Genomic DNA, 14,299 nt, shown 5'->3' with positions numbered 1-14,299 from the left:
ACCGTCCTGGGGAGATGCGTGAGCACGACCTCGAGGTGGTGCTCGCCGAGCGATGGGGCGAGGGTCTCGTCGCCGTCCAGGAGGGCACGACGCTCTCCGAGCAGGTCCGTCTCGAGTCCGTGCACGAGGGCATCCTCGTCACCGTGGACGTCGATGCGACGGCGACCGGCGAGTGCGGTCGGTGCCTCCGCGACATCGAACTGCCCGTCGAAGTCGAGATTCAGGAACTTTTCGCGTATCCTGATTCGGAAGCGTCTGACTTCGAGGTTCACGACGACCACGTGGATCTTGAACCTCTGGTCAGAGATGCGGTAGTTCTCGCATTACCGTTTCAGCCGGTGTGCCAGCCGGATTGCCCCGGACTCGATCCCGAGACCGGTGAGCGGTTGGCCGAACGTCCGGAACGACACCCCCAAGACGTCGCAGATCCTCGCTGGTCTGCGCTCGCGGGCTTGTCCTCAGACTCCGAACTTGACACAGACGCCAGCAGCGCCCCGGGCGCGGCTGCAGACACAGAAGAGAGATAGATCATGGCTGGAAACCCCCCGAAGCGGAAGGTCTCGCGCTCGAACACCCGCTCGCGTCGCTCGCAGTGGAAGGCCGCCGTGCCGACGCTCGTGAAGACGGTGGAGAACGGCCGCGTCACGTACAGCCTGCCGCACCGCGCCAAGGTCGTCGAGGACTCGCAGGGCACCGCCCTCTACCTCGAGTACAAGGGCCGCAAGGTCGCAGACGTCTGATCGCTCTGTTGAACGTCCGCGTTCGAACAGCGTGAACACGAACCATTCCGACCACACCGGGGTCGGCTCCTTCTCGGAGCCCGACCCCGGTGTCGTCGCTTGTGCCCGGCAGCTGGATGTCGATGTCTCCTACGAGCTCCTCGACCTCGCGCTGACCCACCGCTCGTACGCGTACGAGCACGGTGGGCTCCCGCACAACGAGCGCCTGGAGTTTCTCGGCGACTCCATCCTCGGGCAGGCCGTCACGGTGATGCTCTACCGTGACTTCCCCCACCTCGACGAAGGCCAGCTCGCGAAGCGACGGGCCAGTCTCGTGTCGACGATCGCGCTCGCCGAGGTCGCCCGCTCGATCGGCCTGGGCGAGCGCATCAAGCTCGGCAAGGGCGAGGACCAGACCGGGGGCCGAGACAAGGCGTCCATCCTGGCCGACACGATGGAGGCCGTCATCGGCGCGACCTACCTGTCCGCCGGTCCTGACGCGGCCACGGCGCTCGTCCTGCGCCTGGTGACGCCGTTGCTCGAGAACCCCGAACGCTTCGGGGCCGCGATGGACCCGAAGACGAGCCTGCAGGAGGCCGCCGCCGCGATCGGTGCTCCGGCACCCGTGTACGAGATCGCCAGCTCCGGTCCCGACCACAACCGTCGGTTCGTCGCGACGGTCACGGTCGGCACCGCCGTCACCGCGACGGGCTCCGGCACGAGCAAGAAGCACGCCGAGATGGCGGCCGCCCTGGAAGCCTGGTCGAGGATCAGTGCCGGAACTCCCTGAGGTCGAGGTCGTCCGCGCCGGCCTCGAGCCCGCCGTCAGTGGGTCGACCATCGCCGGCGTCGAGGTCTTCGACGAACGCTCCCTGCGCCGCCACGCGAGCGGTGTCGCCGACTTCACGGCACGGTTGACGGGGCGGACGATCCGCTCGGCGGTCCGACGCGGGAAGTTCCTGTGGTTCCCCCTCGACGACCAGGAGGCGATCGTCGGCCACCTGGGGATGAGCGGACAGATGCTGCTGCGGTCGCCGGGCGACGACGCCGACCGACTCCTGCGGATCCGACTGCAGCTGGAGCATCCCGAACACGGGGAACTCTGGCTCCACTTCGTCGATCAGCGGATCTTCGGGTCCATGGCCGTGACGGCGCTCGTCCCCACGCTGGACGGTGCTGCCGGAGGGTTCGGTGACGACGTCGCACTGGTGCCGGATCAGGTCTCGCACATCGCCCGCGACCCGATGGACCCCGCCTTCGACGACGCCGTCTTCCTCCGACGGCTGCGCGAGAAACGGACCGGGGTGAAGCGGGCGCTCCTCGACCAGACCCTCGTCAGCGGGATCGGCAACATCTACGCGGACGAGTCGCTCTGGGCGGCGCGCATCCATCCCGAGCAGGAGACCGCCCGGTTGAGCCGTCCGCGCGCTGCGCGCCTGCTCGACGAGGTGCGGCAGGTCCTCGCGAAGGCGCTGGCGGAGGGCGGCACGAGCTTCGACGCCCAGTACGTGAACGTCAACGGGCAGGCCGGGTACTTCGCCCACAGCCTCAACGCCTACGGCCGGCAGGGGAAGCCGTGCGCGCGCTGTGGGACGTTCATCGTGCGCGAACAGTTCATGAACCGCGGATCGCACCGCTGTCCGGTCTGCCAACGCCGGACGTGACGCTCAGGCGTCGCGGGGGAGCCGGCGCTGCCATTGGCCCGAGTAGCCGACGATGCGGAACCCGAGTCGGTCGTTGATCGCGAGCATGTGTTCGTTCTCATCGGCGTTCCAGGTGTAGATCCTCGACCGCTCCGGTGCCCGCTCCGCGAGCGCGAGGAGGTTCGCCGCTTTCATCCAGAGCCCGAGGCCGTGCCCTCGGTGGGCGGCGAGGACGAGCGTGTCCCACTGCTCCGCGTGCACCTTGCCCTCGCCGAGGACGAGCTCGCTGTACCCGGCGACCGCGCCGCTGTCGCGGTGGACGGCGGCGACGACGATCGCGTGGTCGCCCGCCGCCGCCAGCTGATCCTCGCGGGCGCGGACGCGATCGGGCGTCCAGACCTCTGGGTCGAGTTCCAGATCGGCGGCCGGGATGTCGGTCGCCATGTGTTCGCGGGCAGTCGCGAGCGAGCTGAGCAGCTCATCAGGGGTGCGGTCCACCCAGTGCACGAGGCGGTACGCGTGTCCGGCTCGCGCGGTCGACGTCGCGACGATGTCCGGCAGCTTCCCGAGCGTCGTGGCGAGGTCGCAGCGGTTGGTCCGCTCGACCTGAGCGAGGGCGTATCCGCGATCGAGCATGAACCGGCTGGCCGCGGAGTTCGCGGGGATCGCCCGTTCGCCGACGCTCGCGCCGAGGAGCGGTTCGTCGGACGGGATGTCGTCGACGGCGTGCTGCGTGAACGCCGTCACCGTCTGGCGGCCGGCGGCGAGGGCCCGCCGCTCGAGGTCCAGCTGGAGAGCCGTGCCGATCCCTCGACGACGCGCCTCGGGAAGGACGCCGACGTCCAGGGAGGCGGTCGCCGCGTCGCCCTCGGTGCCGTACCCGAGCCAGCCGCGACCGACCACACGGCCGTCGAGGACGGCGGCGAGCAGGACGCGTCGCTGGAACCGCTGGTCGCGGTACTCGGGAAGGGTCATGGTGGAGGTCAGGGAGAAGTCGTCGGTGGACCAGATCTCCGCTTCGAGCGTGTTCGCGACCTCTTGGACCGCATCGAACACGGCCGAGCTCCCGGATGCCGGGATCTCCACGTCGTCGATCGTGACGCGCATCGTCGCCTCCCTCCCACGCCAGACCGTCCTGGGTGATGCGGTCCATGCTACGACCGCCCCGGACGGCCCGCACCGCGTGGTGTCCCTCGCCCGTCGGCGGATTCGCTACCGTAGTCCACAGCATCCGCGACGCGGGAGAGGAGGTGCGCGTGTACCTGAAGAGCCTGACGCTCAAAGGGTTCAAGTCCTTCGCGCACCCCACCACCTTCGCGTTCGAGCAAGGCGTCACCTGCGTCGTCGGCCCGAACGGTTCCGGCAAGTCGAACGTCGTCGACGCACTCGCCTGGGTCATGGGGGAGCAGGGGGTGAAGACCCTCCGCGGCGGCAAGATGGAGGACGTCATCTTCGCCGGCACGTCGACGAGGGGACCGCTCGGACGGGCCGAGGTCACGCTCACCATCGACAACAGCGACGGTGCCCTGCCCATCGAGTACACCGAGGTGACGATCAGCCGGACCCTGTTCCGGAACGGCGGCAGCGAGTACGCCATCAACGGCGACACCTGTCGGTTGCTGGACGTCCAAGAGCTGCTCAGCGACTCCGGCCTGGGTCGCGAGATGCACGTCATCGTCGGCCAGGGACAGCTCGACGCCGTCCTCCGTGCGACGCCCGAGGAGCGGCGCGGCTTCATCGAGGAGGCCGCTGGGATCCTCAAGCATCGTCGCCGCAAGGAGAAGACCCTCCGGAAGCTCGAGGCGATGCAGACCAACCTCACCCGGTTGAGCGACCTCGCCGGGGAGATCCGGCGGCAGCTGAAGCCGCTCGGACGCCAAGCGGAGATCGCACGGGAGGCACAGACGATCGCGGCGGTCGTGCGCGACGCCCGCGCCAGGATCCTCGCCGACGACGTCGTCGGGCTCCGGCGCTCGCTCGACGAGCACAACCGGTCGGAGAGCGAACGGCACAGCGAGCGCCTCGTGCTCCAGGAGCAGTTGGAGCAGGCGGAGTCGCGGATCCGCCGGATCGAGCAGACGCAACTGGGCGATGCGGTCGACGACGCGCGACGGATCACCTTCGAGCTCGAGAGCGTGCAGGAACGGCTCCGGAACCTCTACACGCTCGCCAATCAGCGGCTCGCGTTGCTCGGACCCGCGACCGACGAGGTCGCTGCCGAACCACGGATCACGAGACAGATGGTCGCCGACGCCACCGCGGAGATCGACGGGCTTCGCGCGGCGGTCGTCGAAGCGGAACTCGCCCTGCGACAGGCGCAGGCGACCACCGCCGAGCAGCGCGCCGCGCTCGACGCGGTGGACGTCGAGATCGCCGCGCAGAGCGCCCTCGTGTCACGACACGACCTGGAGTTGTCGAAACTCGCCGGTGCCGTGGACGCCGCCTCGTCCAAGTTGGCCGCGGTCCGCGGCGAGGCCCTGCGTCAGCAGAACGCCATCGACGCGGCGGTCCTCCGTCTGGACGCCGCCCGGCTGGAGGTCGAAGCGCTCGGAGACGACCCGACCCTCGCGGACGCCGCCGACTCCGGCCTCGACGACGCCTACGAGGCGGCTCAGCGCGGTGCGACCGCCGCAGAGGGCGAGATCGAGCGCCTGCGCGAACAGCTGCATGCGCTCGAACGCGAACGCGATTCGCTCGGTGCCAAGACGAGCGCGCTCTCCCGCGCACTCGACCTCAAGACCGGGTCGGCCGAACTCGCCGGCAGCGGCCTCGACGGGATCGACGGGATCGTCGCGGACCGCGTGCAGGTCCGGCCCGGCCACGAGGCGGCCGTGGCCGCAGCGCTCGGCACGCTCGCCGAGGCGGCGGTCGCGGTCGATCGACACGCTGCCCGTCGGGCGCTCGACCACGCCGCGGACCGGGAGCTGGGCCGGGTCGAGATCGTCATCGCGGACGGCACCCGCGAGGTGCCGGACGCTCCGGCGGGGTTCACCTCGGCGGCCGAACTGGTGGACGCGCCTCCCGGTGTCCTCGGGATCCTCGCGACGGTCCTCGTCGTCGACTCCCTCGACGAGGCGATCGACGCGTACGACCGCTTCGGCTCAGCGCTGACGGCGTTCACGATCGTGACCAGGGACGGCGCCGTCGTCACCGACAGCATCGTGCGTGGGGGGAGCGGTGGCGCGCAGAGTCGCATCGAACTCCTGGCCGAACGCGATGCGGCCGCCGACCGACACGGCGAGGTCGAGTCACTCATCGAACGGGCACGCTTCGCCCTGGGTGAGCAGCGGACGATCCTGCAGGAGGCGAAGCAGACGGCGCAGGCCGCGCTCAACGCCTTGCGCGAGTTCGATGCCAACCGCGCCTCGCAAGCCGAACGGGTCAACCGGGTGACCGTCCGGTACGAATCAGCCCAGGCGGAACACGACCGTCTCCTCGCGGCTGCGGCGAACGCCGACGCCGCCGTCGCCGATGCCGTCGTGGCAGCCGACCGCGCGAAGCAGGATCACGACACCGCCCGGGCGCGTCCACGCCCGCTGCTCGACGTGACGGTCCGCGACGCGCTCTCCGCCGAACTCGACGCGGCCCGAGAGGCCGAGGTGCAGCACCGCCTGCTCCTCGAGACCGCACGTGAACGCGTCCGGGCGGAGGAGCTCGCGGTCGCGAACCTCGAACGGCAGCGGCAGGCCGACGAGGCAGCCGCGGAGGAGGCCGCACGGCGGGCCGTCATCCGGGCGCGGCAGGCGGCGGCGGCCACCGCCGTCACCGAGGCGCTGCCACCCGTCCTCGACTCGGTCGACCGCTCGGTCACCGAGGCGCGGGTCGCCCTGGCGGAAGCCGAGGCGACGAGATCCAGCCGGAACGCCGAGCTCGTGCGCCTGCGTGGAGAGGAGCACACGCTCCGGCAACGGTTGCAGGTCGTCACGGAGAGCGTCCACGGGCTCGAGCTCCAGATCTACGAGAAGAAGCTGCACCTGTCCGGGCTCCTCGAGCGGGCCGGATCGGAGCTGGGACTCGTCGAGGACATCCTCGTCGCCGAGTACGGGCCGGACGTCCCCGTGCCGGTCGACCCGCCGACGCCGCGAGCCACCGCCCGGACGGCTCCGGAACCCGAGGACGCCGGTGCCGCCGCCGCCTCCGGCGAGGCGACGGACGCTCCTGCGGACGCGGCTGCGGAGGCGAGCCCCGCCGGCGAGACGTCGGAGCTCGACGCGCCAGCGGTGCCGACGACCCCGTACGTCCGCGCCGAGCAGCAGAAACGACTCGCCGCCGCCGAGCGCACCTACGCGCAGCTCGGCCGGGTCAACCCGCTCGCCCTGGAGGAGTTCGCCGCGCTCGAACAACGGCACCGCTTCCTCACCGAACAGCTCGCCGACCTCACCAGCACCCGCGCCGACCTGCTGTCGATCATCGAGGACATCGACGGGAAGATGGAGGTGATCTTCGCCTCGGCGTTCGCCGACACCGAAGCCGCGTTCACCGAGGTGTTCCCGATCCTATTCCCCGGCGGCACCGGCAGCATCTCGCTCACGGACCCCGACCACATGCTCACCACGGGCATCGAGGTGTCGGTGAAGCCCGCCGGCAAGAAGATCGAGCGCCTGTCGCTCCTGTCCGGTGGGGAGCGCTCGCTCGCCGCTGTGGCCCTGCTCATCGCCATCTTCAAAGCCCGACCGAGCCCGTTCTACATCATGGACGAGGTCGAGGCGGCCCTCGACGACGCGAACCTCGGGCGGCTCCTCACCATCTTCGAGGACCTCCGACAGACGAGTCAGCTCATCGTGATCACGCACCAGAAGCGCACGATGGAGATCGCCGACGCCCTCTACGGCGTCTCGATGCGTCAGGACGGCGTTTCGGCCGTGGTCGGTCAACGTGTCGCCGAGGAACGGGCCGGCTGATCGTTCCCCGTCCCGCGACGGGACCACCCCGCCGACGGCTACGCTGAGACCATGGCTGCACGCACACCCTGGTCGCTCTCCGGTGCCCTCAAAGGCATGTTCCAACGTCCGACGATCGACGAGACGACGTGGGAGGACCTCGAGGACGCACTCATCGGCGCCGACTTCGGCCCCGACGTCACCGAGTCGATCGTCACCGGTCTGCACGCCTCCGTCGACCGCTACCGCACGACCGATCCGCGCGACCTGCAGCGGATGCTCCGCGAGGAGGTCGAGGAGCGGCTGTCGAAGTTCGACACCACCTTGAAGCTCAGCGAGCGCCCTGCGGTGGTCCTCGTCGTCGGCGTCAACGGGGTCGGCAAGACCACGACCATCGGCAAGTTCGCGAAATTCCTCCGCAACTACGATCGCAGCGTCGTGGTCGGTGCGGCCGACACCTTCCGTGCCGCGGCGGTCGAACAGCTCGCGACCTGGGCGGAGCGCGCCGGGGCACAGATCGTGCGCCCCCAGCAGCAGGGCCAGGATCCGGCCTCGGTCGCGTTCCAGACGATCGAGTACGCCAAGCGGACGGGGACCGAGATCGTCATCATCGACACCGCGGGCCGGCTGCAGACCAAGGGCGGGCTGATGGACGAGCTGTCGAAGATCCGGCGCGTCGTCGAGAAGCAGGCGCCCATCTCGGAGGTGCTCCTCGTCCTCGACGCGACGACCGGGCAGAACGGCCTGTCGCAGGCGCAGGCGTTCATCGAGCACGCCGGCGTGACGGGGCTCGTCCTGACGAAGCTCGACGGCTCCGCGAAGGGCGGGTTCGTCCTCGCCGTCCAGGAGAAGACCGGCATCCCGATCAAACTCGTCGGACAGGGTGAGGGGATCGGGGACCTCACCGGCTTCACGCCCCACGTCTTCGCACAGAACCTGGTGGGCAACTGATGGCGATCGAGCACGACTACTTCGGCATCATCGCGACCGAGCCGGGCGGCGGCGTGTACTGGTCGGACAACATCGACGTGGGCGAGCAGTCCGTGTCCATCTCGCTCAGCGCGCCCGACGAGGACGAGATCCCCGCCGACGCGCTCGACCTCGCGGCCGCGATGATCCTGGCCCTCGAGGGCTTCGACCTGCGCTCCCGCGAAGCGATGCTGGGCGAGGTCGACGACCGCACCTCGGAGGTCACGGAGTACATCATCCAGGCCGTCGAGGAGCTGGGCGAGTCCTTGCCGGACGTCCTCGTCGACGAGTCCGGCGACCGCGACGTCGACGTCATCCGATCGATGACCCTGCTGAGTGTCGGGTTCGCGCCGCATCAGCACAACGGCGACGAGGCGTTCGCGATCTTCGAGTACTCGCTCGACGCCGACCAGCTCGACGGCGTGCTCATGGTGGCCTACAGCTCCGACGGCGAGGTCACCGGGGTCACGAGCGAGGACTGAGTCCCGGGGCCGCAGCCCCGGGACGGAGCCCCGGCGTTCAGACCGCCTGGGCGAACCCGAGCGAGGAGTCCGCGAGATGGCGTAGGCCCTCGGGGACCGGCAGTCCCTTCGCCGTCATGGACTGCGCCCAGAGGCGACCGGCCCGGTAAGAGGAGCGGACGAGCGGACCGGCCAGCACACCGAGAAACCCGATCTCCTCGGCCTCCTCCTTGATCTCGAGGAACTCCTGCGGTTTCACCCATCGGTCGACGGGGAGATGCCGAGGCGTCGGGCGCAGGTACTGCGTGACGGTGATGATGTCCGTGCCCGCCTCGTGCAGGTCCTCGAGCGCCTGGCTGATCTCGCTCCGGTCCTCGCCCATGCCCAGGATGAGGTTGGACTTCGTGATGAGCCCGGCGGCCCTGGCCTGGGTGAGGACGTCGAGCGACCGCTCGTACCGGAACGCGGGCCTGATCCGCTTGAAGATGCGGGGCACCGTCTCCACGTTGTGCGCGAACACCTCGGGACGTGAGGCGAACACCTCGCCGAGGAGGTCGGGGTTGCCGGAGAAGTCGGTCGCGAGGATCTCCACACCCGTGCCGGGGTTGGTCTCGTGGATGCGGCGGACGGTCTCGGCGTGCAACCACGCGCCCTCGTCGGGAAGGTCGTCGCGGGCCACACCCGTCACGGTCGCGTAGCGGAGCCGCATGCGCTGCACGGAGTCGGCGACCCGGCGCGGCTCGTCGCGGTCGTAGTCGGCGGGTTTGCCGGTGTCGATCTGGCAGAAGTCGCACCGCCTGGTGCACTGCGAGCCGCCGATGAGGAAGGTCGCCTCGCGGTCCTCCCAGCACTCGAAGATGTTCGGGCACCCGGCCTCCTGGCACACCGTGTGCAGCCCCTCCTCCTGCACGAGGGTCTGGAGCTGCCGATACTCGGGGCCCATCGTCGCGCGGGTCTTGATCCAGTCGGGTTTCCGCTCGATGGGCGTCTGCGCGTTGCGGACCTCGAGCCGCAGCAGTTTGCGACCGCCGGTGTCCGCCGCGGCATCGGGTGCCGGTGCACCACAGGCGCTCACGCGACCGCTCCGACCGCAGGGGCGGAGGTGAACCGCCAACCGTGTTGGAGGTCTGCGAACCGTTCCGCCACGCGATGAGCCACGTCACCCGGCGTGACCGTGCGGCCGAGCTCCTCGCTGATCGTGGTGACACCGGCATCGGCGATGCCGCACGCGACGATGTGCTCGAACGGCTCGAGCGAGTTGCTGCAGTTGAGGGCGAAGCCGTGGATCGCGACCCCGGCTTGGATGCGCACGCCGACGGCGCCGATCTTCGCCGCGGGGCCACCGCCCGCCGGATCCACCCAGACGCCGGATCGTCCGTCGATCCGCCGCCCGGCGACACCGAGCTCGGCGATCGTCCGCAGCATGACCTCCTCGAGCAGACGCACGTGGGCGACGACGTCCACGGGCTCCGGCAGGCGGACGATGGGGTAGCCGGTGAGCTGTCCGGGGCCGTGCCAGGTGATCCGCCCACCACGGTCCACGGCGACGACCGGCGTCCCGTCGTCCGGACGTTCGTCGGCGCGCGTCAGCTTGCCTGCCGTGTACACCGGCTCGTGTTCGCAGAGGATCAACTGTTCGGGGCCGGTGCCGGCGACCACGGCCGCGTGCACCCGGCGCTGCAGCGCCCAGCCGTCGAGGTAGGGGACGAACGCCGGGGCGAGTCCGGCGAGGAGGAGCTCTGTCATGGCGGCCACGATAGCATTCTTGGACGCCGTCCAAATACTCATCTCCGGCGGTTCCGATCGATCGACGGGACCAGGACGCCGACTGCCCTAAACTGGAGGGATCATGGCAACGTTCGGTACCCTCTCTGACCGCCTCGCGGACACGTTCAAGAACCTCCGCACCAAGGGCAAGCTCTCCGCTGCCGATGTCGACGGCACCGTCCGCGAGATCCGCCGCGCACTCCTCGACGCGGACGTCGCACTCGACGTCGTCAAGGACTTCACCGGTCGCGTCCGCGAACGCGCACTCGGCGATGAGGTGAGCAAGGCGCTGAACCCGGCGCAGCAGGTCGTGCAGATCGTCAACGACGAGCTCATCACGATCCTCGGTGGTCAGCAGCGCCGGCTCGAGTTCGCGAAGAAGCCGCCGACCGTCATCATGCTCGCCGGCCTCCAGGGTGCCGGAAAGACGACGCTCGCGGGCAAGCTCGCCAAGTGGCTCAAGAAGGACGGCCACACGCCGTTGCTCATCGCTTCGGACCTCCAGCGGCCGAACGCGGTCACGCAGCTCCAGGTCGTCGGGGAACAGGCGGGTGTCCCCGTCTACGCGCCTGAGCCGGGCAACGGCGTCGGCGACCCGGTGAAGGTCGCGCGCGACGGCGTGAAGTTCGCCGAGCAGAAGCTCTACGACACGGTCATCGTCGACACCGCCGGTCGACTCGGTGTCGACGCCGAGCTCATGAAGCAGGCCTCGAACATCCGCAAGGCGGTGGACCCCGACGAGGTGCTCTTCGTCATCGACGCGATGATCGGACAGGACGCCGTCGCGACGGCGAAGGCCTTCCTCGACGGCGTCGACTTCACCGGTGTCGTGCTGTCGAAGCTCGACGGTGACGCACGCGGTGGAGCCGCCCTCTCGATCGCCTCGGTCACGGGCCGTCCCATCATGTTCGCGTCGACCGGCGAGGGCCTCGACGACTTCGAGCCCTTCCACCCCGACCGCATGGCCAGCCGGATCCTCGACCTCGGTGACATCCTCACCCTCATCGAGCAGGCGCAGCAGAACTTCGACGAGGACGAGGCGCGCAAGGTCGCCGAGAAGTTCGCGACCGACTCGTTCACCCTCGACGACTTCCTCAAGCAGATGCAGCAGCTGCGGGGGATGGGCTCCATCAAGAAGATGATGGGCATGCTCCCTGGCATGGGCCAGATGAAGGAGCAGCTCCAGAACTTCGACGAGCGCGAGATCGTGCGCACCGAGGCGATCATCCAGTCGATGACGACCGCCGAGCGCACCAACCCGAAGATCCTGAACGGCTCGCGCCGGCTGCGGATCGCCAAGGGTTCCGGCATGACGGTGACCGAGGTCAACGCCTTGGTGAACCGGTTCGAGCAAGCTGCCAAGATGATGAAGACGGTCGCCAAGGGCGGCGTTCCGAACATCCCCGGCATGGGCCCGGTCCCCGGCGCACGGACGAACCGTCCGAAGCCTCAGGCGAAGAAGAAGGGTTCCCGATCAGGGAACCCGGCCAAGCGGGCAGCGGAGAACGCCGGTGTCGTCGAGGCGCAGGCCCCGGCAACCGGTGCGGGCTTCGGGCTCGGTGGCGGCGCGTCGGCGGGCACGAAGGCGCCGACCGAGGCTGAACTCGCCGAACTCCAGAAGTTCCTGGGTCGCTGACACCGGCGGTGGCGGGATGCGTGCGCTGAGGGTGCCGGCGACGGCCATCGGCGTCGTCCTCGTGGCCGCGCTGCTCGCCGCTTGCTCCACCGGTGGCGTCGGAGAGCGCGTCGTCGGAACGTGGGGCGACGGTAGCGGCGCAGCGGAGCCCCACCTGGTCTTCGCCGACGACGGTCGGGTCACCGGTTCCGACGGGTGCAACAGCCTCTCCGGCTCCTGGCGGGCCGAGGACGACTCGGTCGCGGTCTCCGATGTCGCGGGCACGCTCATGGCATGCCCCGGCGTCGACACGTGGCTCCGGGCGATCGCCGAGGTCGCCCTGTCGGACGACGGTGAGCGCTTGGTCGTGACCGACGACGCCGGCGCGCGGATCGGAACGCTCGACCGCGACGAATGACTCCGCCTCGTCAGGCGGTCGGCTGGACCCCGTGTCGCAGCTCCTTCGCGAGCGCGCTCACGACGGCCTGCAGGCTACCGCCGTTCGCGTGGGCGACCGCGAGCTGACGCTGGTAGCTCGCACCGTGGTCGATGATCGAGGCGATACTCGCCAGCTCCTCCGAGCAGCCGAGCCGCCGCGCGATCGGCGCGAGGGTGTCGAGCAGGTCGTGCAGGTCGTCCGTCACCAACCGTTCGTGACCGGAGGAGTCGAGGATGATCTCCGCGTCGAGCCCGTACCGCGCCGCGCGCCACTTGTTCTCCCGGACGTACCAGGGTTGCAGGGTCTGCAGCCGCTCGCCGTCGTCCAGGCGATCGGAGAGGTGCTCGGTGAGGCAGTGGATGAGGGAGGCGAGTGCGGCGAACTCGCCCACGGTCGACGCGCCGTCGCAGGCGCGCATCTCGACGGTGCCCCACTGCGGTGAGGGTCGCACGTCCCAGCGGACCTCGGTGTGGTCCTCGATGATGCCCGTGACCGTCAGGTCGTCCACGTACGCCTCGAACTGCTCCCAGTCGGAGAGCTGATAGGGGAGGCCCGCGGTCGGGAGCTGCTGGAACATGAGCGCGCGGTTCGACGCGTACCCGGTGTCGACACCACCCCAGTAGGGGCTCGACGCGGACAGTGCCTGGAGATGCGGGAGGTAGGTCAACAGCCCGTTCATGATCGGCAGGACCTTGTCGACCGTCTCGACGCCGACGTGGGCGTGGACGCCCCAGATCATCATGTTCCGGCCCCACCACTGCGTGCGGTCGATGAGCTTGTGGTAGCGCGGCTTGTCGGTCACCTGCTGGTCGTACCACTGCCCGAACGGGTGGGAGCCGCTGCAGATGAGCTCCACGCCCATGGGATCGGTGATGGCGCGCACCTCGGCCAGTTGCCCCTCGAGGTCGGCGATCGCCTCCGGCACGGTGTGGTGCACCCCGGAGACGAGCTCGAGCGTGTTGAGCAGCAGTTCGTTCGTGATCTGCGCGTGCTCGGAACCGTCGTCGCCGCGGAGTTCCGAGAGCACGGTGTCGGCGGAGGCGACGAGATCCCCGGTGTCGCGGTCGACGAGGGCGACCTCCCACTCGAGGCCGACGGTCGAACGCTCGGAGCTGGCGAACTCGATGGGCATTGGCGTCGACCTCCCGCAGGGCACGGCCGGGTGCCGTGCGCCAGCCCATCCTTCCACGCGGTACGCCGGTCCTTCCGCCCCCGTGTCGCAGGATTACCCAGATCGGCCGATGTCTGGCAGAATAGAGAGTTGAGTCTGCGCGGAGTTCGACCCTCTATCCGACGCCCGCAGCAACCACAGTTTTCGCGTCGAGCGTGTGGCCCCACCTTTCGGCAGCGAGCACATCAAACATCACATCATTCAGGAGAATCGTGGCTGTCAAAATCCGTCTCAAGCGTCTCGGCAAGATCCGCGCGCCGTTCTACCGCATCGTCGTCGCCGACTCGCGCACGAAGCGCGACGGCCGTGTCATCGAGGAGATCGGCAAGTACCACCCCACCGAGGAGCCCTCGTTCATCGAGGTCGACTCCGAGCGCGCACAGTACTGGCTGAGCGTCGGCGCGCAGCCGACCGAGCAGGTCGCAGCGCTCCTCAAGCTCACGGGCGACTGGGGCAAGTTCAAGGGCGACAAGGACGCGGTCAGCACCGTCCGCGTCAAGGAGCCGAAGGCCGCCTTCGTCGCCGACGAGAAGAAGAAGCCCGTCCTCAAGCCGAAGGCCGAGGCTCCGGCCAAGGCTGCTCCGGCCGAGGCCGAGGCTCCCGCCGCTGACGCCGCCGAAGCAGAGCAGGCGTAG

The 14,299-nt window shown here is 69.5% G+C and carries 14 protein-coding genes; 10 read left to right on the top strand and 4 right to left on the bottom strand.

Annotation, left to right across the window (positions count from 1 at the left end):
- The first annotated feature begins 14 nt into the window (after positions 1–14).
- The 4 genes from ASE44_RS05660 (at position 15) to mutM (ending at position 2,383) form a co-directional block, all read left to right on the top strand.
- Positions 15–527 carry a DUF177 domain-containing protein gene (locus tag ASE44_RS05660; RefSeq protein WP_056006935.1) on the top strand — a complete coding sequence of 171 codons (513 nt, stop codon included), beginning with the start codon at positions 15–17 and terminating at the stop codon, positions 525–527.
- Positions 528–530: 3 nt separating this feature from the next.
- Complete coding sequence (gene rpmF, locus ASE44_RS05655; protein ID WP_056006932.1) at positions 531–740, top strand: 50S ribosomal protein L32; 210 nt, start codon at positions 531–533, stop codon at positions 738–740.
- A 112-nt stretch (positions 741–852) separates the two neighbouring features.
- Positions 853–1,509, top strand: a complete 657-nt coding sequence (gene rnc / locus ASE44_RS05650) for a ribonuclease III (RefSeq protein ID WP_056011317.1) — start codon at positions 853–855, stop codon at positions 1,507–1,509.
- Entirely contained in the window at positions 1,493–2,383 is an 891-nt protein-coding gene (gene mutM, locus ASE44_RS05645) for a bifunctional DNA-formamidopyrimidine glycosylase/DNA-(apurinic or apyrimidinic site) lyase (RefSeq protein WP_056778101.1), read from the top strand. Before rnc ends, mutM begins: the two co-directional genes overlap by 17 nt.
- A gap of 3 nt (positions 2,384–2,386) precedes the next feature.
- On the opposite strand, the gene ASE44_RS05640 is transcribed toward mutM, so the two are convergent.
- Positions 2,387–3,469 (bottom strand): GNAT family N-acetyltransferase, encoded by a 1,083-nt coding sequence (locus ASE44_RS05640; protein ID WP_056778098.1) that lies wholly within the window; start codon positions 3,467–3,469, stop codon positions 2,387–2,389.
- Between the two features lie 149 nt (positions 3,470–3,618).
- On the opposite strand from ASE44_RS05640, the gene ASE44_RS05635 reads away from it, so the two are divergent.
- The 3 genes from ASE44_RS05635 to ASE44_RS05625 are packed head-to-tail and all read left to right on the top strand — an operon-like array spanning position 3,619 to position 8,693.
- Positions 3,619–7,263, top strand: coding sequence for a chromosome segregation SMC family protein (locus ASE44_RS05635; RefSeq protein WP_056778094.1), 3,645 nt, complete (start codon positions 3,619–3,621; stop codon positions 7,261–7,263).
- Between the two features lie 51 nt (positions 7,264–7,314).
- Entirely contained in the window at positions 7,315–8,193 is an 879-nt protein-coding gene (gene ftsY, locus ASE44_RS05630) for a signal recognition particle-docking protein FtsY (RefSeq protein ID WP_056006913.1), read from the top strand.
- On the top strand, positions 8,193–8,693 hold the full coding sequence (locus ASE44_RS05625) for a DUF2004 domain-containing protein (protein ID WP_056778092.1): 501 nt from the start codon (positions 8,193–8,195) through the stop codon (positions 8,691–8,693). Before ftsY ends, ASE44_RS05625 begins: the two co-directional genes overlap by 1 nt.
- A gap of 37 nt (positions 8,694–8,730) precedes the next feature.
- Here the strand turns inward: ASE44_RS05625 and lipA are convergent, their stop codons facing one another.
- Both lipA and lipB read right to left on the bottom strand, forming a co-directional pair.
- Positions 8,731–9,747, bottom strand: coding sequence for a lipoyl synthase (lipA, locus tag ASE44_RS05620; protein WP_235522553.1), 1,017 nt, complete (start codon positions 9,745–9,747; stop codon positions 8,731–8,733).
- The gene (lipB, locus tag ASE44_RS05615; RefSeq protein ID WP_056778089.1) at positions 9,744–10,418 is read right to left on the bottom strand and encodes a lipoyl(octanoyl) transferase LipB; all 675 of its coding nucleotides are present in this window, start codon (positions 10,416–10,418) and stop codon (positions 9,744–9,746) included. The genes lipA and lipB overlap by 4 nt, the downstream gene beginning before the upstream one ends.
- A 103-nt stretch (positions 10,419–10,521) precedes the next feature.
- Here lipB and ffh point away from each other — a divergent pair, with 103 nt between their 5' ends.
- A complete protein-coding gene (gene ffh, locus ASE44_RS05610) occupies positions 10,522–12,075 on the top strand; it encodes a signal recognition particle protein (RefSeq protein ID WP_056006905.1) in 1,554 nt (517 codons plus the stop codon).
- Positions 12,076–12,091: 16 nt separating this feature from the next.
- Entirely contained in the window at positions 12,092–12,472 is a 381-nt protein-coding gene (locus ASE44_RS05605) for an META domain-containing protein (protein ID WP_056778088.1), read from the top strand.
- A gap of 10 nt (positions 12,473–12,482) precedes the next feature.
- Here ASE44_RS05605 and ASE44_RS05600 read toward each other — a convergent pair whose 3' ends face one another.
- Positions 12,483–13,625, bottom strand: coding sequence for a glutamate--cysteine ligase (locus ASE44_RS05600; RefSeq protein ID WP_056778085.1), 1,143 nt, complete (start codon positions 13,623–13,625; stop codon positions 12,483–12,485).
- A gap of 251 nt (positions 13,626–13,876) precedes the next feature.
- On the opposite strand from ASE44_RS05600, the gene rpsP reads away from it, so the two are divergent.
- A complete protein-coding gene (rpsP, locus tag ASE44_RS05595) occupies positions 13,877–14,299 on the top strand; it encodes a 30S ribosomal protein S16 (RefSeq protein ID WP_056006896.1) in 423 nt (140 codons plus the stop codon).

Origin of the sequence: Plantibacter sp. Leaf1, from assembly GCF_001421315.1 — a bacterium.
Taxonomy (GTDB): domain Bacteria; phylum Actinomycetota; class Actinomycetes; order Actinomycetales; family Microbacteriaceae; genus Plantibacter.
This window is presented reverse-complemented; position numbering and strand designations above follow the sequence as displayed.